This is a genomic window from Streptomyces sp. ATCC 21386, from assembly GCF_018728545.1.
Classification (GTDB): Bacteria; Actinomycetota; Actinomycetes; order Streptomycetales; family Streptomycetaceae; genus Streptomyces.
Map to the genome: position 1 here is coordinate 305552 of NZ_JAAVVL010000001.1, position 21815 is coordinate 327366.

A 21815-nucleotide genomic window follows, 5' to 3' on the forward strand; every position below is an offset into this window, starting at 1 on the left:
CCGGGTCTCTACACCACCGTACGGAGCAAGGAAGTTGATGAAGATACGCACGGGTCTCGTCGTCGGAACCGTCCTGTCCCTGGGACTGGTGACCGGCTGTGGCGGCGGTGACGAGGACGCCGGGACCGGTTCGAAGGCCAGCGGAAGCCCGAAGGCGTCCGCGTCGGCCGGCGCTGCCGACGAACCCGTCTACAAGGGGAAGCCGATCCCGGGGCTGGCGGCGAAGCCCGCCTGGGCCCTGGCCCAGAAGGACGGCGAAGAGTACTCCTGCCCGGGTGAGGCCGCCTTCGACGGGCAGAACGAGAAGGGCTTCCCGACCGTCCAGAAGGGCGTGTGCCAGGTGGGGGACGCCTTCGTCCTGGTCCAGGAGCGCTCCGTCCCGGACGAGGAATCCGAGACGGAGACGCCGACGGTGCACCTCGTCGCCCACCTCTTCGACGCGGCCACCGGTGAGAAGCGCAAGTCCCTCACTGTGAAGTGTGCGTACGACCCCGCGCTGGAGGAGCAGCCCTCGCTCGACACCCTCGTCCAGGTGGGCGAGTGGAAGGACGGCTCCCCGGCCCTCCTGATCCGTACCTGCGAGAACACGGAGGCCAGCGGTCTGAAGGCGGCCACCCTCAAGAAGATCTACACGATGTATGACCCCAACGGCAGGGAACTGGGCAGCTCGACCCTCACCGGTGAGGGCAACGTGGACCTGCCGGTGGTCCGGGGACATGTCGAGATGCCCGACGGCGAGGTGACCTTCGCCCCGATCGGCGGCGGCAAGGACTTCGTTCTCGAGCGGTTCCTGGCCGACGAGACCATCTTCGGCTCAGGCCAGGGCTATGTCGCCAAGTACGACGGCGCGTACTCCGCCCTGCGGTTGGCCGACCGAACCACGGGCGAGATCGTCTGGAACTCGGACGACGACGTCACCCCGCCCCGTGAACTCCGTGGCGAAAGCGACGACATCAAGGACGGCCACAAGGACCTCTTCCCGCTCCGGGGCGACCGGGCGACGCTCATGTGGACCCCGCTGGGCAGCAGCGAGTCGGTGATCACCACGGTCGACCTGCCGACCGGACGCACCGTGGCCACAGGGCCGACCGTCGAGGTCAACCTGGCCACGACCGACCTGGCCAAGATCGTCGTCTCACCCGACGGCAAGACGGCCGTCTGCAACTTCGGTGAGGGGGCGCTCGCCTGGAACACCGAGACCGGCGCCGAGCTGTGGCGCCAGGAGGCGGACGAGAAGGACATCGAGCCGTTGCAGATCACTCCCGGCGGTGTCCTGTACGCGACGCTCGACGACGGCGAGACCGCCGCTCTGGCCGCGGACAGCAAGGAACTGCTCGGCATGGTCCCCGAGGGGACGGAGCTGCCCGAGGCGTTCTCCAGCAACGGCTACACGCTCGTCGACACAGCCGACGGCCTCTTCGCCTTCGAGGGCGAGAAGGCCTGACGGCCCGGCCGTTCCACCAGCTTCGCCCCACCCCCAGAAAGGACGGACCCGCGGGTGACCGCAGAACAGCAGAAGAAGCCCCGCGCCGAGGACGACTGGACGATCGAGATCGTCATCGTCGTCGCGATCGTGCTCCTGGGGGTCGTCGGGGCCTGGCTCGCGGCGAAGATCGGCGCGCCGTTCGCGGACGCGCCGGCGCCCGCGTCGAACCCGCTGACGTTCCTCGTCGCCATGGTCAAGGGCGACTACAGCTGGCCGGGGTCCCCGGCCAGCGCCGTGGCCGCCGGTGAGGCCGTGCTGCTCGGCATCCTGGGCACCGCCGCGTACCGCGTCGTCCAGCGGTTCAAGAAGAAGCCCAAGGTGGACAACGCCGCTCAACACCTCGCCAAGGGCGAGGAGTTGGGCAAGCTCACCATGAAGGGCGCGGCGGCCATCGCCGAACGGCTCGGCGTGAAGGCGCAGACCCCGGGCGTCTTCATCGGACGGTCCGTCAAGGGACGCCAGCCGCTGTTCGGTTCGTACGAGGACATGCACGTCGACATCTGGGGCCCGCGGACCGGCAAGACGACCCGACGGGCCGTTCCCGCCATCCTCGACGGGCCCGGCGCGGTCCTGGTCACCTCCAACAAGCGGGACATCGTGGACTCCACCCGGGGCCCCCGTTCCGCGCGCGGCCCGGTCTGGGTGTTCGACCCGCAGCAGGTCGCCGCCGAGACGCCCAGCTGGTGGTGGAACCCGCTGTCGTACGTCACCGACGTGGCCAAGGCCCGCAAGATGGCCGACCACTTCGCCAGCGGCTCGCGGGACGCCAACGCCTCCACGGACGCCTTCTTCGACCCGGCGGGCCAGGACCTGCTCGCCAACCTGCTGCTCGCCGCCGCCTGCGGCAAGATGCCGATCACCCAGATCTACACCTGGCTGTCCAACCCCAAGGACGACACCCCCGAGCGGATCCTGCGCGGCTCCGGGCACACCATGGCAGCCGACGGCCTCAACGGCGTGCTCACCGCCCCCGACAAGCAGCGCAGCGGCATCTACGGCGTCGCCCAGCAGATGGCGTCCTGCCTGATCAACCCCGAGGTCAACCGCTGGGTGACCCCGCCTGCCGACCCGAACGCACCCCAGTTCGACCCGCACGCCTTCGTCCGCACCGGCGGCACCCTGTACTCCCTCTCCCGTGAGGGCCGCGACTCCGCCGGACCGCTGGTCACCGCGCTCACCGTCGCCGTCGTCGAGGCGGCCGAGGAGTACGCCACCACCCAGCGCGGCGGCCGCCTCCCGCTGCCCCTCGTCGGCGTCCTCGACGAGGCCGCCAACGTCTGCCGCTGGCGCACGCTGCCCGACCTGTACTCCCACTACGGCTCGCGCGGGATCATCCTCATGACCATCCTCCAGTCCTGGGCCCAGGGCATCGAGGTGTGGGGCGAGCGCGGCATGGAGAAGCTGTGGTCCGCCGCGAACATCCGCGTCTACGGCGGCGGCGTCTCCGACACCCGTTTCCTGGGCGACCTCAGCGAGCTGGCGGGCGAGTACGACCAGCGTGAGTACCAGGCGAGCCGCGAGTCGGAGTTCGGCGGCTGGAGCGGCAACCGCACGGTCAGCGAGTCCGTCAGCCGCCAACGCGTCCTCGGCGTCTCCGACCTGGGCGCCATGCCCCCGGGCCGCGCCCTCGTCCTCGCCTCCGGCACCAAGCCGGTCCTCGTCGAGACCATCCCGTGGTGGGAGGGGCCGTACGCCCGTGAGGTCCAGGAGTCGCTGCGCAAGTACGACCCCGGGGCGCGCTGAGCGCGGGCCCGGCGCTCGCGTGAGCGGTCCGGGCAAGGGTGACGACGAGGCCGGGGCGGACGAACCGCCCCGGCCTCGTCCGTCATACCTCGATTTCGCCGCCGCGAGGCCCCGACAGATCCGGCGGCGGCTGCTGCGCACCCGCGGACCGCCCCGGTTCGCTCTGCCCGGTACCGCGCCCTGCAGAGGGCGGGTCCTGGTCCATGCCCACCTGCCACAAAGGCGTCGCACTCTCGGCGGGAGCGGCACCGCGAGGGCTCCCGGCCCCGGCCCCGGCCTGGGACTGCGGGAGGCCGACCTGCCACAGGGGGGTCGGGTTCTCGGGCGATGCGGCGCCTTGGGCGCTCTCGGCCCCGGCCCCGGCCTGATGCTGAGCGCTCTGCGCGTTCTGTGGCAGACCCGCCTGCCACACGGGCGCCGGAGCGCCGGGTGCCTGACCCTCCTGCGCCGGCCCGTCCCGCTGCACGCCGACGCCGGGTCCCGGCTGCTCCTCCCTCACGGGCGGCGCCAGTTCCGGCGCGTCGGGCCTGAGTAACTGCCCGTTGGGCCCCTGCACCGTACGCAGCAGGTCCCGTTCCTGGGCGGTGATCAGAGTCCGGGGGTCGCGGTGCGGCAGCGGCGTCTGCTCCATCGCGGCCTGGACGGTGGCTTCGGCGGCGTGCTCCCAGGAGTACTGCTGGAGGATCTCCCGCATGCGCAGGGCACCGGCCTGACGTGCTGGGAGCTCTTGCCTGAGCTGACGGATCGCCTGCATCCACGCCTGTGCTCGGCTGCTGCCGTCCGTAGGCTCGGCGACCACGCACGGTCGGCCGATCTCCGGCGGGAACCGCTCGGTGTCCTGGAGGAACTGAGCGGCCCCGCTCTCCTCGTTGACGAGGACGGGGACACCGTGCCCCAGACCCTCCGAGGCCACCATGCCGAAGCCCTCGTGCTTGGACGGCATGATCATCGCGTGGGAGGCCCTGATGTCCTCGTTGATTTCGTCCACGCTTTTCGTGCGGGGTTTGACCGTGACGTTTCCGCCCGTGAGGTCCTCAAGCCTCTCGAACTGTTCTTCAAGCTCTTCCTGGCGGATGCCACGGACGGTGAGGTGTACCCGGAGACCGGCCTCGTTCAGCCGTTTCACTGCCATTGCGGCGTCGTCCACGCCCTTGAGGGGGTCCCCGACGCGTCCCATGACCAAAAGGTTCAGCGTCTCCGGCGCGGGGTCGTGCTGCACGGGATCGTAGACCCTGGTGCCCGGAACGAACTCGTGGGAGTGCGGGATGTGCTCGCCCTCGGCGGAGAGGTCTCTGCTCGCCTGCGCCAGCAGTGGGCCGACTCCGGCCACGACGTCCGAACGCTCCATCAGACCGCGTTCGATGGCGGAGTCCTTGGCAGCCTTGGCTTCGGCCCTCTCGGGAGTGAGGCCCCGCACGAACGGAAGCCGCTCGGGGCTTGTGTGCAGGAAGTGCACCAGGCGCGCGTCCTGGTACCAGTTCTCCCGTAGCCCGGCGGCGGCCGGCCCGGAAAACCGTGAGTGCCCGATGATGATGTCGTACGGCTGGGCAGCCGGGTCTTCCAGCCCGTACTGCTGCGGGTCCTGACCGGCGAGTTGTTCGAGCCAGTCCCGCCGTTCCATCGGCTTCGGTTCACCCTCCTCGCCCGGTCCCGGCTCGATCAAGGGCGGTTGCGTCTGCACCGTCCTCTGAATGCCCTGGTGCGCGGGCATATCGGGATTGGCCGTGAACAGCGTGACGTTGTGCCGACGGGCGAGAGCCTCGGCCAACTCCTGGTTGAAGACCTCGGCACCTCCCTCACCTCTGCCACTGTTGTCAGAGACGACGAGAATGTTGTAGCGCGCTCCAGACACCGATTCCCCCGTGCTTCGCAACCTTCATCCGTCCCGTCTCAGAAGCCGTACGTCGCCCTGAGTTCGCGGCCGATTCCCTGGGCGATGAAGTCCGTCAGGTCGTAGGAGGACAGGTGCATGACGCCGCACTGGGCGCCCGGGTGGATCCGCGCCGCGTACTCGTCCAGAAGCTCGGCCAGGATTTCCGCGCGGACGGCGGAGATGGCCACGTCCTCGGGGTTGCCCTTCTCACGGAAGATGCGGTGCTCGTTCGCGCGTGGGGCCCTCGGCTTCCGGCCCAACTCCACACTGCGCAGGAAGCCCTTGGCCATGCCCGTGACCGGCCGGGGATCCGGCTGGCCCTCGTTCCACTCCACCCCCAGCAGCGTATGCACCCGCGGATCGATCGTCTCGTGCCGCTCCCGCCAGTACAGCCCCGACCGCCCGGCCAGCAGGTTCTGCAGATCGTCCGCCGCGATCGTCGTCGCCGGAGTCACCGAGAAGTCCCCGTGGTCCCGCATGTCCTTCAGTGACGGCAGGTTCTCCGACGCACGCCAGGCCGCCCGGGACATGGTCTCGTACCGCGTCTGCAGGTCGTCCACGTCGGACGGCCGGTGGAACACCCGCGCCACGTCGACCGTGCCGACCGGGTGAGGGGTAGGTGTGGGCAGGCCGATGGCCGCCCTCAGTTCGTCGGCCGCCTCATGCAGTAGACGGCTCAACTCCGCGGTGTCCGCGGCGATGGTCACCGGGGGACGTCCCGCCGCCAGCCGGTGGACCAACTCGTCGAGCGGGCGACACAGCACCATCATGTGGCCCTCGGGGATCACCACGGCCCGGCCCGGCACCATGTAGTCGTCCGGGGAGGGCTTCATCCGCGGCTCGTAGGGGCCGGGATCCTCGATCAGCCGGGCCGTCCACTCGGCGACCGCCTCGGCGAAGGTGATCGGTCGGTCGACAGGACCCGCGGCCCGACGGGAGATCAGATGACGTACGGGATCGGACGGTTCACCGGCCTGGGGCTCGGGTGCCTCGGAGACGCTGAGTGCCGCCTCCAGTTCCCGCCAGGCCTCCCGGCGCTCCTCCGGCCAACCGCCGCCCGGGCTGTCCAGGCGCCACACCCGGGTCTCTTCCACCCACATCATTCGCGCCGCCGCCGAGTACACGAGGTCGTAGGCGTCGGCAAGCTGCATCTGGCCGCTCATCCCGGCTCTCCTTAACGACTGATCAAGTAACTCACATTCTCACACTGCGCTTTGGCGAAGAGGTGAAGATCGAATCGGTGGGAGCGGGGCCTTCGGTGAGCGTCGGGCGAAAGCCGAGGACGGCAGTTCGCCCGCCTCGCACGGAGCCTGCGTGTCCGTCAGGTGTGCCCCGGCGGACGGCTCGGGGCGTTGAACCATCTACGGCCGAGTAACGTCTCACCAGGTGAAACGCGTACGTCGCCGGTTGGGGAGGCACTCATGGCCATGGTGGGACTGTTCTGGATCGCCGAGGACGGTGGCGTGTACGTCGGGGCGCAGCCGGAGGGGTTCGGGCCCGGGGTGCGGCTGACGCCGGACTGGGTGGAGGGGCTGGGGACCGGGCAGAGCGCGGTGTGGGGTTGGTCGGAGATCAGGTCGGCGGCCGTGCGGTACGTGCGGATCCGGTCCGGCGCCCGGCTGCTCGCCACCACGGCCGTCGACCTCGTGGCCAACGCCGTCGCAGGCGGCGGGGATGCCGCGGCCGCGTTCGAGGTGCACCTGGAGACCGCCGACAGGACCGTCGAGCTCAACGCGCACTCGGCCGCGGCCCTCGGCGGTTACGTCCAGTCCGAGTACGACCTCTCCGTCGCCCTGCTGGACCGCCTCGTGGCGGGCACGGCGGACGTCGAGACCCTCGCACGCTGGGGCCGCGCCCACGCAGCTGAGGGCACCCCGAGACGTGAGCGGCGCGAGGCCCTGCTCCGGGAGTGGGCGACCGAGGCCTGAGCCGCCGGAGGCCGCGCCTCACCGAGTTCCCGGGAACCCCGTTCCCCTTCTTCACCGTCCCCCACAATGACCACTGACACCGGGACACGGGAGGGACACATGACCGCACGGGACACCCCCCAGAACACTCCGCAGAATCCCGCTCCACAGAACACCGCACGCGGCAACGGCATTTCGGTGACCCACGACCTGGAGCCGCACGACTGGTCGAACGAGGAGACCGCGGCGTACGAGGCGGCGATCGAGGCCGTGAACGGCGCGGTCGGCGCGTACAGCGCGACGATCGCGGCGGAGGAGGCGAAGGACGTTCCCGACCCCGCCGTCATCGAGGCCGCGCGCGCCGCGCAGGGGCGGCTGGCGAAGGAGCGCGAGCGGCTGCGCTCGGCCGACCGGGAGCAGATCGCCGAGGCCCGCTCCCGCTACGCCCGACTGGCCCGCGAGGTCATGGCGGACCTCACGTGACCGACCCGGCCGAGCGCACGACCCCTCCGGGCGATCGGGCACCCGAGCCGCCCGCACGCGTGATCGACCCCGCCGAGGTCGAGCGGCACCGGCTGTCCGACGCGGAGAACCGGCGGATCTTCCGTGAGCGGATCGTCCCCGACCTCCTCGCGGGCCGCGCCGGGCAGGAGATGCCCACCGTGGTGTTCCTGGTCGGGCAGCCCGGCGCGGGCAAGAGCCGGGTCACCGAGATGGTGGCCGCCGCACTGAACCGGCACGGCGGCTTCGCGGACGTCGACAGCGACCTCTACAAGCCGTACCACCCCGCGTACGCCCGGCTCATGGCCGAGGACGACACCCTGATGGCCGCCTACACCCGCGCCGACGGGCGCGCCTGGATGGCCCAGGCCGAGGCGTACGTCCGCGAGCACGGGTTGCACGCGATCATCCAGGAGACCTCCCAGAACGCGGCGGCCGTCGAGGAGAAGATGCGGGCCTACCGGGACTCCGGCGCCCGTGTCGAGGCCCTGTTCATGGGGGTGCCGCAGGCGATGAGCAACCAGGGCATCGTCAACCGGTACTTCGAGCAGCTCGCCGACCGGGGCCAGGGGCGGCTGACCGTGCAGTCCAACGCGGACGAGTCGTACCTCGGCATCCTCGAACTCGCCGACCGCGTCGACCGGGGCGCCCTCGCCGACCTCGCGAGCGTGTACCGCCGGGGCGAGAGCAAGCCCCGCTACAGCAACTCCGTCGACGACACCGGCCGCTGGACCGGCCCGCCCGAGCTGCGCCAGGCCCTCGCCGCGGAGCGGGCCCGCCCGTGGACGGCGGCCGAGAGCGACTCCTTCGTCAGCACGCAGCTGCGCCTGCGCGAGAGTGCCCGCGCCCTGGGCCCCGAATGGCCGGACCGACTCACCCGCATCGAGGACCAGGCCCGCCCCCTGCTGACCCCGACCGCCGCCGCCCAGCTGCCCTCCTCGGCACCATCGACGGCCCCTCCGACGCCGCCGCGGACGACCCAGGCGACGCCCTCCCCTTCGCCCTCTCCTTCGGCCCCTCCTCCCACCTCGCCCTCGGCCGCAGCCGCGCGCTCCCGCAGTACGCCGCGCTCCGGCGGTCCCGCCACACCGGGACAGGCGCAGCCTCCGGGACAGGGGCCCCGCCCCGCCTCCGGTCGGACGGTGACGCCCCCGCAGGGGCCGACCGGCCCCGACCCCCATCGGCGCGGCAGGTAGCGGCCAGCAGGCAGACGCCGGCAGACAGCGGCCAAGGGGCCAGGGACCAGGGGCCCGGGGCCGGGGACCAGCGGACAACAGACAGCGGCCCGGTCGACCGGCGCGGCAGCAGCGACAGGCCCGCCGCCCGCTCGACCGGCCCGACCGCCCCGACCGTGAGGTCCGCCACCCTCCTCACCCGTCCGTCAGCCGGAGGAGCGGGTCGGCCCGGCCAGGCCCATGGTGATCCCTGTCGCAGTCGGCCGCCGCCGTGCCCAGCCCCACCACACGCGCCCACCGCCTTGACCTGCCCCCCTCCACGACCACCCCGCCCCGACCCCCGCACTCCCTGTTCCCACAACCCCCGGCGGTACGGTGGACATTGGCGAGCGGGGGCACCCGGCGAGGCGCCGCCGGCCCGTGTCGGGTGAAGGTCGCGCGGCGACACCGAGGGCCCCTTGCTTTACCCTCTTCACACCGAGAACACACAAGGCTGTTGTCATCTCGTTAAGTGATTGGTCCTTGACGCAGAGGTGATCACCGCGTTGGCTTTCAGCCACCTGGGTCGCAGTGCTGCGCACCCACGCCCGGAAGGCCCTTGATGTGAACGCCCGTACCACCAGCACCACCCTCAGCACTCGTATACGTCGTCGCGCCACAGTTCTGCGCCGTACCGCCACCGCCCTCGTCGCCTCGGCGGCAGCCGTCTCCCTCGCCTCCTGCGGGGTCTCGGACATCGGCGACAGCGCGGAGGCGAGCCCGACGAAGGGCGACGACATCACGGTGGGCGTGCTGTTCCCCGACAAGGACACCAAGCGGTACGAGCAGTTCGACTACCCGAACATCAAGAAGAAGATCGCCGAGCTCACCGACAACAAGGGCGTGACCAAGTACGCCAACGCGGACAAGGACCCGGAGACCCAGAACAGCCAGATCGAGCAGATGGTCGCCGACAAGGTCGACATCATCATCCTCGACGCCGTGGACTCCAAGGCCGTCGCACCCGCCGTGCAGAAGGCGGACGACGCGGGCATCCCCGTCATCGCCTACGACCGGCTGGCCGAGGGCCCGATCGACGGCTACGTCTCCTTCGACAACCAGCTCGTCGGGCAGGTACAGGGACGCTCGCTGGTCGAGGACCTGGGTGACAGCGCCGCCAACAAGATCGTCATGATGAACGGGTCGCCGTCCGACCCGAACGCCGCCATGTTCAAGGAGGGCGCGCTCTCCGAGCTCCAGGACAAGGTGACGATCTCCGAGAGCTTCGACACCAAGGACTGGGACCCGAAGGTCGCCAAGGTCAACATGGAGCAGGCGGTCGCCAGGCTCGGTGCCGACAACATCGACGCGGTCTACGCGGCCAACGACGGCATCGCCGGCGCGGTGATCGACGTGCTGAAGACCGCCGGCGTCGCCAAGGTGCCGCCGGTCACCGGGCAGGACGCCGACCTGGACGCGGTGCAGCGGATCCTCGCGGGCGACCAGTACATGACCGTGTACAAGTCGTTCCCGACGCAGGCCAGCGCCGCCGCCGAGATGGCCGTCGCCAAGGTCCAGGGCCGCTCGATCGAGTTCGACGCCCTCGCCGCGGACAGCGTGGACTCCCCGACGACCAAGAAGATCCCGGCCCAGCTGGTGCCGCCGGTCGCCCTCACCAAGAACAACATCCAGGACACGGTCATCGCCGACGAGATCTACACGGTCAAGCAGATCTGCACGCCCGAATTCGAGTCCGAATGCGACGCGGTCAACCTGACGTGACGCCCAGGCGGCCCGGACGACCCGAAGTAGCGCACTGGCCGCCCGGACCGGCCTGAGGCAACGCCCAGGCGGTCCGCCGGCCCGAGGCAGCGCCCAGGCGGCCGGCCGGCCCGAGGCAGAGCTCGGGCGGCCCGGCCATCCGTGGCAGCCCTCAAGCCACCCGGGTGAACTCGACCGTCACCTCCGGTGGGCCCCCCGCCACCCCCCGGTAGATGCCCTTGTGCGGTGTCACGTCGTCGTAGTCGCGGCCTCGGCCCACGACCACGTGGGACTCGTCGGCGGGGACGCTGTTCGTGGGGTCGTAGCCCGTCCAGTCGCCCGCCCAGTACTCGATCCAGGCATGGCTCTGGCCCGCGACGGGACGGTGGAGTTCGGCCTCGCGCTCCGGGTGGAGGTAGCCCGAGACATAGCGGGCCGGCAGGCCGAGGCCGCGGAGCATGCCGAGCGTGAGGTGGGCGATGTCCTGGCAGACGCCGGCCCCCTGCTCCCACGCCTCGGCCGCGCTCGTGTGCACCCCGGTCGCGCCCGGCACGTACGCCACGCGGTCCGCGACCAGGGACGAGACCGCGATCGCCGTCTCGTGCGCGGAGAGACCCTCCGAAGCCTCCCGGGCCCGGTCCAGCAGGTCCTGCGGCAGCGTCGTACGGCCCGTCGCCGTCAGGTACTCCAGCAGCCGGGAGTCGGCGCTCGCCCGGCGGATCGACGCCCGGTCCGGCGCGTCCGGGAGCCGCTCGGGCGGGGACGTCTCCACCAGGCTGGTCGCGGTGATCGTCAGGTCGGAGTGCGGCTCGATGAGGTCGAAGCCGGTGACCTGGGTGCCCCAGTAGTCCCAGTACGACCAGGTCGGTGTCGACGGGTTCACCAGGACCCGGGCGTCCAGGGTGGTCTGGCCGGGCAGCGTCAGCGGCGTCATGCGGACCTCGTTGTGGGAGGAGGCCGCGGGCTGCGCGTACGCGACGCGGGTCGTGTGCCGGATGCGCAGACGCCGGGTCGCCCGAGGAGCCGTCGCGGCCGTTGCGGGCAGGTTCATCGTGCTCACGCGCCTTCCTGAGCCCATTCGACGGGCCCCTGGTACGGGAAGAACTTCTCGGCGACCGCCTCCGCCGAGGCCATGCACGCCTGCTGGAGGTCGCGCAGCAGCGCCGGCAGCCCGGCCTCCAGCGACTCGGAGTCGAGATATTCGAGGTGGGTGCGCAGGGCGCCGATCGGACGCCGGGCCGGGTCCTGGCGGGGGCGGCCGAGCGCCGCCAGGCACTCCTCCGCCGTTGTGAGGGCGTGCAGCGCCGAGCGCGGGAAGTCGCGGTCCAGCAGCAGGAACTCCGCCACCTTGGGGCTGTCGCCGAACCCGCCGTGCACCCGCGCGTACGCCTCGTCGGCGCCGCTCGCGCTCAGCAGGGTCGGCCAGTCCGGCGCGTGCGCCGCGTCCAGCACCCGTACCGACAGCAGCCGCACCGTCATGTCCACCCGCTCCAGGCTGCGGCCCAGCACCACGAAACGCCAGCTGTCGTCCCGGCTCATGGTGGAGTCCGCGAGCCCGAAGAAGAGGGCCGCGCGACGCCGTACCAGTTCCAGGTACGCGTACGGGCCGCCCGTGCGGCGCGCGGCCGTGCGCTGGTCGGCGAGCGCGTGCCAGGTGGAGTTCAGGCACTCCCACATCTCCGACGACACCGCCTCGCGGGCGCTGCGGGCGTTCAGCCGCGCCGCCCCGAGCGCGCCCTCGATCGACCCCGTCGAGCGGGCGTCGAAGGCCAGCCGGTCCAGCACCTGCTGCATGTCGCAGTGCCGGTCGGGCGCGTCGACGCCGAGGATCGCGTAGAGCGAGCGGCAGGCGGCGTCCTCGTCGCGCCAGGGGTCCTCCAGGAGGCGGTGGAGGTAGGCGTCGAGGATGCGGCCGGTCGCGTCGGCCCGCTCCACGTACCGTCCCGTCCAGGTCAGGGCCTCGGCTATCCGGGAGAGGATCACGTCGTTCACTGCTGCGCCCCTTCCTGTACGACCGCGCGGGTGCCGTCGGGTCCGAGCAGGCGCGGTGCCTTCTGCGGCAGCGGGCCGCCGATCGCCTCGGGGCGCTGCTCGGCGGGGCCCTCGGCGAGCACCCAGGTGTCCTTGGAGCCGCCGCCCTGGCTGGAGTTGACGATGAGGTTGCCCTCCTGGAGGGCGACGCGGGTCAGCCCGCCGGGCAGGACCCACACCTCGTCGCCGTCGTTGACGGCGAAGGGCCGCAGGTCGATGTGGCGCGGGGCCATCCGTTCGCCGGCGAGGGTGGGGGAGGTGGACAGCGCGACCGGCCGCTGCGCGATCCAGCCGCGCGGATCGGCCGCCACCGCCTCCCGGGTGCGCTCCAGCGTCTGACGGTCCGCCTTCGGCCCGATGACGATGCCCTGGCCGCCGGCCCCGTCGACCGGCTTGATCACCAGCTGGTCGATCTGGTCGAGGACCGCCTCCAGCTGTCCGGGCTCGTCCGGCCGGAAGGACTCCACGTTCGGGAGGATCGGTTCCTCGGAGAGGTAGTAGCGGATGAGGTCCGGGACGTAGGTGTAGAGCAGCTTGTCGTCCGCGATGCCGTTGCCGACCGCGTTCGCCAGCGTCACGTTCCCCGCCATCGCGGCGCTCATGATCCCGGGGCAGCCGATCACCGAGTCGGGCCGGAAGTGGAGGGGATCGAGGAAGTCGTCGTCGAGGCGCCGGTATACGACATGGACCGGCATCTCCCCTCGGGTGGTCCGCATCCACACCCGGTTGCCCCGGCAGACGAGATCGTGGCCCTCCACCAACTGCACGCCCATCAGCCGTGCCAGCAGCGCGTGTTCGAAGTAGGCGGCGTTGTTCGGGCCGGGGGTGAGGACGACCACGCGCGGGTCCCCGATCCCGCCGGGCGCGGCGGCTCGCAGCGCGGCGAGCAGCCGCTGCGCGTAGCCGTCGACGGGCACGACGTGCTGCTCGGCGAAGAGGGACGGGAACACCCGGGTCATCGCGCGCCGGTTCTCGATCACGTACGACACCCCGGACGGCACCCGGACGTTGTCCTCCAGCACCCGGAAGTCACCCGCCTCGTCCCGTACGAGGTCGATGCCGGCGACATGGATGCGGACCCCGCCCGCGGGCTCCACGCCGTGCGCGGCCCGGTGGAAGTGGGGGGAGTTGAGGAGCAGCCGCCAGGGCACCACCCCGTCCTCGAAGGCCCGGCACGGCCCGTACGCGTCGGCGAGGTACGCCTCCAACGCCCGTACCCGCTGGGCGACTCCGCGCTGGATCAGGTCCCACTCCAGGGCGTCCAGGATCCTCGGCACCAGATCCAGCGGCCAGGGTCTCTCCTCGCCCGCGAAGGCGTAGGTCACGCCCCGGTCGGTGAACGCGCGGGCCATCTGGTCCGCCCTGAACCGCAGTTCGGCCGGCTCGATCGGCTGGAGCGCCGCGAGCACCGGCTCGTAGGCGGCCCTGACCTCACCCGGCCGCTCGAACATCTCGTCCCACGCGTCGGCCAGCGCGTACGCGTCAAATATGTCCGCCATGGGCCGACGGTAAGCGCGCTCAGTAACACCCTGATCACCAACGCGTTTCCGCCACCTTGCGGGGGCGGCCACGACCTGCGGAAACGGAGGGTTTGAAGTACGGCCGGGCGGGGGATGCGGGGTGCGGCCGCGCGCGGGGAGCAGGCACCGGGGTCTCCGTCCGACGCCCAGCCGTTCGCGCGGGCGTGCGGGCGTGCGGGCGTGCGGGGGTGCGGGCCGCGGGGGCGCGAGGGCGCAACGGACCCGGGCGCAGTCAACCGCCCCAGACCCGCCCCCGAGATCCGGGGGCGGGACCGGACGCAAGCGCAGCACCACAGCCAGTGGCGCCCGCTGTGCAAGCCCGGGACTTGAGTCCCGGGTCGTGGACCTTGTTGCAGAGCGCACTGCCTGAGGGGTGGAGAAAGGCGGACACTATCCCTCCTATTGGGGCATAACCATGGCGCAGCCGTGTTGCGGAGCCGGTGCGGGCCGCGCATAGTTGCGCTGCGAAGGGCTGGAACCGGGGGTGAATGGGTGATGGCCGGGCACGCGACCGAGGAGCATCCGCACGGTGCCGACCGGCTCTGCGCGGCCGGGGACCGGGTGTACTCCAGGGCCGTACGGCGGGGCCGTGTCCCGCGCGCGGACGCCGACGCCGTGCCCTGTCTGCTCGAACTCGCGCTGCTGCACCCCGACCCCGACGACATGGGCTGGCTGGTGCCGACCTCCCCGCAGGAGGTCATGACCCGGCTGCTGCGCAGTGTTCACGCCGAGGTGAGCGCCAGTCAGGCCCGGATGGGCGCGGCGGTCGACGCGGTCGAGTGGTACGCCGGGCTCGGCAGCTCCCGGGGACCGCATCCGGCCGAGAGCACGGCGATCCGGGTGCTCGACGGGCTGTCCCGGATCCGGGCGGCGATCGACGAGGCCACCGACCGCTGTACGACCGAGGTGCTGACCGTGCAGCCGGGCGGCATCCGGCGCGAGGACGAGCTGCGCGAGGGGCTGCACCGGGCACTGGCGATGTGCCGCCGGGGCGTGCGGATGCGGGACCTGTACACGCATGTGGCCCGGCACGGGCAGGGCCTGCACAACTACATGGAGCTGATGGGGGAGTCGGCGGAGGCCCGCACCCTCGACGAGGTCGTGGAACGCCTCATCGTCTTCGACCGTACGGTGGCCTTCATCCCCGCGAACTCCGACCGCACCATGGCCCTGGAGATCCGCCACCCGGCACTGGTGGAGTACCTGGTCACCGTCTTCGAACGCCTCTGGCGCCTCGGCGTCCCGCTCGCCGCGTCCCTCCCCTCGACCGGCGTCGCGGGCATCACCCACCGGGAACGGTCCATCGCGGCGCTGCTGGCGGAGGGCCACCAGGACGCGGTGGTCGCCGAGCGGCTCGGGATCAGCGTGCGCACCTGCCGTGCCCACATCGCCCGCCTCTCCGAACGCCTCGGCGCGGCCAGCCGCACGCAGTTGGGCGTGCGCATCGCGGAGGCGGGCCTGGACGGTCCGCCCCGCACGACGCCGGCGGACGAACCCCTCAGGGTGCCCGCCCCTACGGCGCCGCTTCCCGCTCCAGAATCCCCGACTGCCCTATGAGATAGCCAAGTTGCGCCCGACTCTCACTGCCGAGCTGGGCGGCGAGTTTGGCGATGTGGGCACGGGCTGTCCGGACGTTGAGTCCCAGGCGGTCAGCTATTGCGGTGTCGGTGTGGCCTTCTACGAGGAGGCGGGCGATGGCGCGTTGGCGCGGGGTGAAGCCGTCGATCACGGGGAGCCGGACGGCCTCGGGGTACATGGGCGTCGCCAAGTGCCAGAGGCGGTCGAAGGTGGTGGCGAAGAAGGAGATCAGGGTGGGGTGGCGGATTTCCAGGGCCAGGGTGTGATCGGCGTCGGCGGGGATGAAGGCCACCGTGCGGTCGACGACGATGAGGCGGTCGGTGACCTGGTCCAGGGTGCGGGCCTCGGCGTCTCCGCGCAGTCGCTCGTAGCGGTCGAGGACGAAGGGGGAGTGCCGGAGGGTGTGCGGGTAGAGCGTGCGGATGCGGGCGCCTCGGGCCAGCACGGCCTGATCGCGGCCGAGTGAAACTGCTTGCCCTTGCTGGCCGCGCTTGCCGTGCTGGTGGCTGTGCGGCTGAATGCAGAGCAATTCCTGCTTCGCCTCGGCCAGGGCCTCGGTGATGGCGGTGTTGATCTGCTGGACGCCGCCGAGCAGGGTGATCGCCGAAGCGCCGATGTCCGCCGGTGTTGTCGACCGCTCGGCGGCCCGCAGCAACGGCTCGAAGACCGTCGCCAACCGCTCCTCCCGGCGCCGCTCCTCGGCGATCCGTTCCTCGATGCCCCGCAGGAGACGGTGCAGGGCGGTCGCGGGAGTCGCAGGCTCCAGCCGGTCGGGATCCTCGATCGCCGGGTGCAGCAATCCTGCCTGGATCAGGCAGGGCGCCGCGGACGCCTCCTCGCCGCGCACCTGGCCGTCCCGCAGCGCTCGCGCGTACAACTCAAGGCCCGCTGCGCACAGTTCGTCGGCCCGATGCCCATGGACCTCGCTGGTCACCTGCGCTCGCTTCCCTCGGCTGTCAGTGGCTCTGCCCCTGCTCCAACATCCCCGACTGGGCGATGAGATAGCCCAGTTGCGCCCTGCTGCCGCTGCCGAGTGCGGTGGCCAGTTTGGCGATGTGGGCGCGGCAGGTGCGGACGTTCATGCCTAGGCGGCGGGCTATGGCCTCGTCCACGTGGCCCTCGACGAGGAGTTTGGCTATGGAGTGCTGGATCTCCGTGATGCCGTCGGAAGCGGTCTCGTAGGGGGCGCCGGCAGTCAGCGGGACCGCCCGGGACCACATGAACTCGAACACCTTGATCAGATAGCGGACCAGGCCGGGGTGGCGCAGTTCCAGGGCGACCTGCCGGTCGTCACGGGTGGGGATGAAGGCGACCGTCTCGTCGCACACGATGAGGCGTTCGACCAGTTCGTCGATGGTCCGTATCTCCACCTTGCCGGCCACCTGGTCCACGTACGCCAGGTTCGCGGGGCTGTAGCGGGCGGTGTGCTGGTAGAGCGTCCGGATGCTCACGCCGCGTTCGAGCAACGGCCGGTCGCGCTCCAGGCCCTGGACGATCCTGCGCTCGGGGCGGTTGGTGCTCGGCTGGACCGTGAGCATCTGGCTCTGGCACTGGGAGGTGGCCAGGTCGAGCGCGGCGTTGATCCGGTCGCTGCCCTCCAGCACCGTGATCGAGTGGGTGTCGCTGGTGGCCCGGGCGCTGAGGGCCATGAACGGCTCGAAGGTCTCCGCCAGTTCGGTGGTCAGCCGTCGGCGCTCGTTGATCTCGCGTTCCAGCGGGTGCAGCCGCTGGGCCAGGGCGGCCGACGGAGGGACGGGGCGCAGCCAGTTCGCGTCGTCTGGATCGGGCTGGAGCAGACCGAACTCCATCAGACAGGGAGCCGTCTCCACATCCGTACGGTCGATACGTCCCGCGCGAAGAGCATTCGCGTAGAGACGGCTGCCGTCCTCGCACAGTTCGGTCACCGCATGAGGATGTGTCCCTTTGGTCCAGCTTGTTGCCAAATCTCCACCCCCCAGGGTCCTGAACATGCAGGAACATGATGCACCGATTATGTGGCCATGACGTGCCCGAATGAGCCATCGTCGTATGCGACGGGGGAAGAGGGGACCTTCAAGTGAGGACGAAGCCGACTATGCGTAAAGGATTGCTTCGCTCGGTGCTTGTCGCCGCCTTCTCCGCCGTTATGGCCTTCGGGGTGGTAAGCACACACTCCGCTGCGAAGAGCGACGCGCCCGCGGACAGCTACTGGGGTGGGGCGGTGGTGCAGATGGACACCATCGTGCCCGGCGACAGTATCTGGCCAGTGGCGCCACAGGGTTCGGACGAGACTGTGCAGGCCTGACATGACCACTCCTCCCGACGACCGTTCCTTCCGGCGCGAGATGGCCACCGCCTATCGCTCCGGCTGGCACTTCATCGACCTGGCCACCGCCATCCCCCACAGCGGTGACTCGTTGATGGTGACCGTGTTCGGCGAACCGGTGGTGGTGACCCGGGACGAGGACGAGGACATCCGGGCGTACCGATGTCTGCGGCGACCGCGCGGCGCGCCGCAGCCCGTGCGGTGTGCCGTTCGGTACGGGATGGTCTTCGTCAATCTCGACCAGCGCGACCACCGGCTCGCCGAGCCGGAGACCCAGGCCTCCACGGCCGTCTCAGCCACCCCCCGCAGTGCCTGAAGCGATTCCCCCGTCGTTTCAAATCGCTCAGGCGCTTCCCCCCAGCAGCGGCGTCACCGTGACCTGAACACGGTGACGCCGCTGCAGGTTTGCGGGGACATTTCGGGACCCCTCCCGGTATCGGAGCCGTACCGCCGCCCGCTCGTCGGCCCGGCGTCGGGCCGACGTCCGTCCGGCATCTGTCCGAAAAAAGGTCAACCGGAAGCAGGCGGTCACCATTGGCCCGCCCTCGCCCCTGGTGGCCCGCCGCCGCCCTCGGCGGCCCGTCACCGGCGCGGGCGGCCGGCCCCGTAGCCCTCCCCTCCCGCCGGCGGCCCCGTCAGCCCCGGCCCAGCGCCCGCGTCAGCTCGATCTCGATCACCACGCGCTGCGGATTCGGTCGCGGATCCCTGCCGTACCGCTCGGCGTACCGTCGCTCGGCGTCCGCGATCCGCTCCCGGTCCGTGCGGACGAACGCGCGCCCTTCCAGCGTGGCCCAGCGCTTGCCCTCCATCTGGCAGACGGCGACCCGGGCGCCCTCCTCCCCGGCGAGAGCCACATGCCGCGCTTTCGCGCTCGTCGAACTGGTGATCACCCGAGCGAGCCGCGCCCCGGGCTCGTATGTGACCCCGACCGGCACCACGTGGGGGCTGCCGTCGGCGCGGAGGGTGGTGAGGGTGCAGAGGTGGCGCTCCCGCCAGAAGGCCAGGTACGCGTCGTCGGGATCGCCCGGATCCACTCGGTAGGTGCTCACGGTCCTGGAATCTAACGGGGAACGCTCCCGACTCCACCTTGAGTGGAATAGACTCAACTTTGTGTACGTTACTCAAGTCACCATGGCCGACGGCTGACGCCAGGAGGGAAACGCGAACGTGGACGCCGAGCTGACCAACAGGAGCCGGGACGCGATCAACGCGGCCAGCAACCGGGCCGTGTCCGAGGGACACCCCGACTTCACCCCCGCCCACCTGCTGCTGGCTCTGCTCCAGGGCCAGGACAACGAGAACATCACCGACCTGCTCGCCGCCGTCGACGCCGACCAGGCGGCCGTACGCGCGGGCGCCGAGAAGATCCTCGCCGGCCTGCCCAGCGTGACCGGCTCCACCGTCTCGCCGCCGCAGCCCAACCGCGAGCTGCTGAGCGTCGTCGCCGAGGCCCAGGCCAAGGCCAAGGAGCTGGGCGACGAGTACGTCTCCACCGAGCACCTCCTGATCGGGATCGCGGAGAAGGGCGGCCAGGCCGGGGACGTACTCTCCGGGCAAAGGGCGAGCGCCAGGAAGTTGCAGGAGGCGTTCCAGAAGGCAAGGGGAGGACGCCGGGTGACCACCGCCGATCCGGAGGGCCAGTACAAGGCCCTGGAGAAGTTCGGGACCGATTTCACCGCCGCCGCGCGGGAGGGGAAGCTCGACCCCGTCATCGGCCGGGACCAGGAGATCCGCCGGGTCGTGCAGGTGCTCAGCCGCCGTACGAAGAACAATCCCGTGCTTATCGGTGAGCCGGGCGTCGGCAAGACGGCCGTCGTCGAGGGGCTCGCCCAGCGGATCGTGAAGGGGGATGTGCCGGAGTCCCTCAAGAACAAGCGGCTCGTCTCGCTCGACCTCGGTGCCATGGTCGCCGGGGCGAAGTACCGGGGCGAGTTCGAGGAGCGGCTGAAGACCGTGCTCGCGGAGATCAAGGACTCCGACGGGCAGATCATCACCTTCATCGACGAGCTGCACACGGTCGTCGGCGCGGGCGCCGGCGGCGACTCCGCCATGGACGCCGGCAACATGCTGAAGCCGATGCTGGCCCGTGGCGAACTGCGCATGGTCGGCGCCACCACCCTCGACGAGTACCGCGAGCGCATCGAGAAGGACCCGGCGCTGGAGCGCCGCTTCCAGCAGGTGCTGGTCGCCGAGCCGACCGTCGAGGACACCATCGCCATCCTGCGCGGACTCAAGGGCCGCTACGAGGCCCACCACAAGGTCGTGATCGCGGACGCGGCGCTGGTCGCCGCCGCCACCCTCTCCGACCGGTACATCACCTCGCGCTTCCTGCCCGACAAGGCCATCGACCTCGTCGACGAGTCCGCCTCCCGCCTCCGGATGGAGATCGACTCCTCGCCCGTCGAGATCGACGAACTCCAGCGGTCCGTGGACCGGCTCCGCATGGAGGAGATGGCCCTCGACAAGGAGACCGACGCCGCCTCGCGCGAGCGTCTGGAGCGCCTGCGCCGCGACCTCGCCGACAAGGAGGAGGAGCTGCGGGGCCTCACAGCTCGCTGGGAGAAGGAGAAGCAGTCCCTCAACGCCGTCGGTGAACTCAAGGAGAAGCTCGACGAGTTGCGCGGCCAGGCCGAACGCGCCCAGCGCGACGGCGACTTCGACACCGCCTCCAAGCTGCTCTACGGCGAGATCCCCACGCTGGAGCGGGCGTTGGAGGAAGCCTCCGAGGCGGAGGAGGAGGCCGCCGCGTCCAAGAACACCATGGTCAAGGACGAGGTCGGCTCCGACGACATCGCGGACGTCGTCGCCTCCTGGACCGGCATCCCGGCCGGCCGCCTGCTGGAGGGTGAGACCCAGAAGCTGCTCCGCATGGAGGACGAGCTGGGCCGCCGTCTCATCGGCCAGACCGAGGCCGTACGCGCGGTGAGCGACGCCGTGCGGCGTTCCCGCGCGGGCATCGCCGACCCGGACCGCCCCACCGGCTCCTTCCTCTTCCTCGGCCCGACCGGTGTCGGCAAGACCGAGCTGGCGAAGGCCCTCGCCGACTTCCTCTTCGACGACGAGCGGGCCATGATCCGCATCGACATGTCGGAGTACAGCGAGAAGCACAGCGTGGCCCGGCTGGTCGGTGCGCCCCCCGGATACATCGGCTACGAGGAGGGCGGCCAGCTGACCGAGGCCGTCCGCAGGCGCCCGTACTCCGTGGTCCTGCTCGACGAGGTGGAGAAGGCCCACCCGGAGGTCTTCGACATCCTCCTCCAGGTGCTGGACGACGGCCGGCTCACCGACGGACAGGGCCGCACGGTCGACTTCCGCAACACCATCCTGATCCTCACCTCGAACCTGGGCAGCCAGTATCTGGTCGACCCCGTCACCACCGAGGCGGAGAAGAAGCAGCAGGTCCTGGAGGTGGTCCGGGCCTCCTTCAAGCCGGAGTTCCTCAACCGTCTGGACGACCTGGTCGTCTTCTCCGCCCTGCACAAGGCGGAGCTGGAGCGCATCGCCAAGCTCCAGATCGACCGCCTCTCCAAGCGGCTCGCCGAGCGCCGCCTCACGCTGGAGATCACCCCCGAGGCCCTGGCCTGGCTCGCGGACGAGGGCAACGATCCCGCCTACGGCGCCCGCCCTCTGCGCCGCCTCGTCCAGACCGCCATCGGCGACCGCCTCGCGAAGGAGATCCTCTCCGGCGAGGTCAAGGACGGCGACACGGTCCGGGTGGACGCGTTCGGGGAGGGGGAGGGCCTGATCGTGGGACCGACGACGGACGGCCAGGCTGCCCCGTCGATGGAAAAGAACGCGTGACCGGGGGTACCCGAAAGGTTCCCGTCCACGCTCGTAGCTGAATCCGCAGGCGAATCCCTTCCCGGATCCGGCCAAGGGCGACGAACCACGCGGGGCGGGGGTTGCCACTCCCGCCCCCGCATGGGGGAGGATGGCGGAATCCGTACGAAGGGAAA

Annotated in this window: 17 protein-coding genes; 9 read left to right on the forward strand and 8 right to left on the reverse strand. The window is 70.9% G+C overall.

Annotated elements, in window-relative coordinates; translation table 11 throughout:
• The first annotated feature begins 37 nt into the window (after positions 1-37).
• Together GWK25_RS01435 and GWK25_RS01440 are read left to right on the forward strand one after the other, a co-directional pair.
• Positions 38-1444: a PQQ-binding-like beta-propeller repeat protein gene (locus GWK25_RS01435; RefSeq protein WP_215448074.1), complete on the forward strand. Its 1407-nt coding sequence runs from the start codon at positions 38-40 to the stop codon at positions 1442-1444.
• Between the two features lie 54 nt (positions 1445-1498).
• Complete coding sequence (locus GWK25_RS01440; RefSeq protein ID WP_215448076.1) at positions 1499-3229, forward strand: type IV secretory system conjugative DNA transfer family protein; 1731 nt, start codon at positions 1499-1501, stop codon at positions 3227-3229.
• Between the two features lie 82 nt (positions 3230-3311).
• Here GWK25_RS01440 and GWK25_RS01445 read toward each other — a convergent pair whose 3' ends face one another.
• Positions 3312-5081, reverse strand: a complete 1770-nt coding sequence (locus GWK25_RS01445; RefSeq protein WP_215448078.1) for a glycosyltransferase family 4 protein — start codon at positions 5079-5081, stop codon at positions 3312-3314.
• Positions 5082-5119: 38 nt separating this feature from the next.
• Positions 5120-6265, reverse strand: coding sequence for a hypothetical protein (locus GWK25_RS01450; protein ID WP_215448080.1), 1146 nt, complete (start codon positions 6263-6265; stop codon positions 5120-5122).
• A gap of 258 nt (positions 6266-6523) precedes the next feature.
• Between GWK25_RS01450 and GWK25_RS01455 the strand changes: the two genes are divergently transcribed.
• The 4 genes from GWK25_RS01455 (at position 6524) to GWK25_RS01470 (ending at position 10446) form a co-directional block, all read left to right on the forward strand.
• Entirely contained in the window at positions 6524-7030 is a 507-nt protein-coding gene (locus GWK25_RS01455; RefSeq protein ID WP_215448082.1) for a hypothetical protein, read from the forward strand.
• Positions 7031-7129: 99 nt separating this feature from the next.
• Complete coding sequence (locus tag GWK25_RS01460) at positions 7130-7492, forward strand: hypothetical protein (protein WP_215448085.1); 363 nt, start codon at positions 7130-7132, stop codon at positions 7490-7492.
• Positions 7489-8706, forward strand: a complete 1218-nt coding sequence (locus GWK25_RS01465; protein WP_215448088.1) for a zeta toxin family protein — start codon at positions 7489-7491, stop codon at positions 8704-8706. The genes GWK25_RS01460 and GWK25_RS01465 overlap by 4 nt, the downstream gene beginning before the upstream one ends.
• 582 nt (positions 8707-9288) lie before the next feature.
• Positions 9289-10446 (forward strand): sugar ABC transporter substrate-binding protein, encoded by a 1158-nt coding sequence (locus GWK25_RS01470; protein ID WP_215457132.1) that lies wholly within the window; start codon positions 9289-9291, stop codon positions 10444-10446.
• Between the two features lie 151 nt (positions 10447-10597).
• Here GWK25_RS01470 and GWK25_RS01475 read toward each other — a convergent pair whose 3' ends face one another.
• From GWK25_RS01475 to GWK25_RS01485, 3 genes are read right to left on the reverse strand one after another with little or no spacing between them, the layout of a single operon-like run.
• On the reverse strand, positions 10598-11476 hold the full coding sequence (locus GWK25_RS01475; protein ID WP_215457133.1) for a transglutaminase family protein: 879 nt from the start codon (positions 11474-11476) through the stop codon (positions 10598-10600).
• 5 nt (positions 11477-11481) lie between these two features.
• A complete protein-coding gene (locus tag GWK25_RS01480) occupies positions 11482-12417 on the reverse strand; it encodes an alpha-E domain-containing protein (protein WP_045558194.1) in 936 nt (311 codons plus the stop codon).
• The gene (locus GWK25_RS01485; RefSeq protein WP_215448091.1) at positions 12414-13955 is read right to left on the reverse strand and encodes a circularly permuted type 2 ATP-grasp protein; all 1542 of its coding nucleotides are present in this window, start codon (positions 13953-13955) and stop codon (positions 12414-12416) included. Before GWK25_RS01485 ends, GWK25_RS01480 begins: the two co-directional genes overlap by 4 nt.
• A gap of 516 nt (positions 13956-14471) precedes the next feature.
• Between GWK25_RS01485 and GWK25_RS01490 the strand changes: the two genes are divergently transcribed.
• On the forward strand, positions 14472-15533 hold the full coding sequence (locus GWK25_RS01490) for a LuxR C-terminal-related transcriptional regulator (RefSeq protein WP_251828652.1): 1062 nt from the start codon (positions 14472-14474) through the stop codon (positions 15531-15533).
• On the opposite strand, the gene GWK25_RS01495 is transcribed toward GWK25_RS01490, so the two are convergent.
• A complete protein-coding gene (locus GWK25_RS01495) occupies positions 15490-16488 on the reverse strand; it encodes a helix-turn-helix transcriptional regulator (protein WP_215448097.1) in 999 nt (332 codons plus the stop codon). The genes GWK25_RS01490 and GWK25_RS01495 overlap by 44 nt on opposite strands.
• Positions 16489-16510: 22 nt before the next feature.
• The gene (locus tag GWK25_RS01500; RefSeq protein ID WP_215448100.1) at positions 16511-17524 is read right to left on the reverse strand and encodes a helix-turn-helix transcriptional regulator; all 1014 of its coding nucleotides are present in this window, start codon (positions 17522-17524) and stop codon (positions 16511-16513) included.
• Between the two features lie 315 nt (positions 17525-17839).
• On the opposite strand from GWK25_RS01500, the gene GWK25_RS01505 reads away from it, so the two are divergent.
• The gene (locus GWK25_RS01505; RefSeq protein ID WP_033524521.1) at positions 17840-18175 is read left to right on the forward strand and encodes a hypothetical protein; all 336 of its coding nucleotides are present in this window, start codon (positions 17840-17842) and stop codon (positions 18173-18175) included.
• Positions 18176-18494: 319 nt separating this feature from the next.
• Here the strand turns inward: GWK25_RS01505 and GWK25_RS01510 are convergent, their stop codons facing one another.
• Positions 18495-18908: a pyridoxamine 5'-phosphate oxidase family protein gene (locus tag GWK25_RS01510; RefSeq protein WP_184905592.1), complete on the reverse strand. Its 414-nt coding sequence runs from the start codon at positions 18906-18908 to the stop codon at positions 18495-18497.
• Positions 18909-19026: 118 nt separating this feature from the next.
• Between GWK25_RS01510 and clpB the strand changes: the two genes are divergently transcribed.
• On the forward strand, positions 19027-21660 hold the full coding sequence (gene clpB / locus GWK25_RS01515; protein ID WP_215448103.1) for an ATP-dependent chaperone ClpB: 2634 nt from the start codon (positions 19027-19029) through the stop codon (positions 21658-21660).
• Positions 21661-21815 lie beyond the last annotated feature (155 nt).

What these genes read in the sequence shown, in the direction of transcription:
- GWK25_RS01435 (WP_215448074.1), top strand. Translation starts at nt 38, where the DNA reads ATGAAGATACGCACGGGTCTCGTCGTCGGAACCGTCCTGTCCCTGGGA.
- GWK25_RS01450 (WP_215448080.1), bottom strand. Translation starts at nt 6,265, where the DNA reads ATGAGCGGCCAGATGCAGCTTGCCGACGCCTACGACCTCGTGTACTCG.
- GWK25_RS01455 (WP_215448082.1), top strand. Translation starts at nt 6,524, where the DNA reads ATGGCCATGGTGGGACTGTTCTGGATCGCCGAGGACGGTGGCGTGTAC.
- GWK25_RS01460 (WP_215448085.1), top strand. Translation starts at nt 7,130, where the DNA reads ATGACCGCACGGGACACCCCCCAGAACACTCCGCAGAATCCCGCTCCA.
- GWK25_RS01475 (WP_215457133.1), bottom strand. Translation starts at nt 11,476, where the DNA reads ATGAACCTGCCCGCAACGGCCGCGACGGCTCCTCGGGCGACCCGGCGT.
- GWK25_RS01485 (WP_215448091.1), bottom strand. Translation starts at nt 13,955, where the DNA reads ATGGCGGACATATTTGACGCGTACGCGCTGGCCGACGCGTGGGACGAG.
- GWK25_RS01490 (WP_251828652.1), top strand. Translation starts at nt 14,472, where the DNA reads ATGGCCGGGCACGCGACCGAGGAGCATCCGCACGGTGCCGACCGGCTC.
- GWK25_RS01500 (WP_215448100.1), bottom strand. Translation starts at nt 17,524, where the DNA reads ATGTTCAGGACCCTGGGGGGTGGAGATTTGGCAACAAGCTGGACCAAA.
- GWK25_RS01505 (WP_033524521.1), top strand. Translation starts at nt 17,840, where the DNA reads ATGACCACTCCTCCCGACGACCGTTCCTTCCGGCGCGAGATGGCCACC.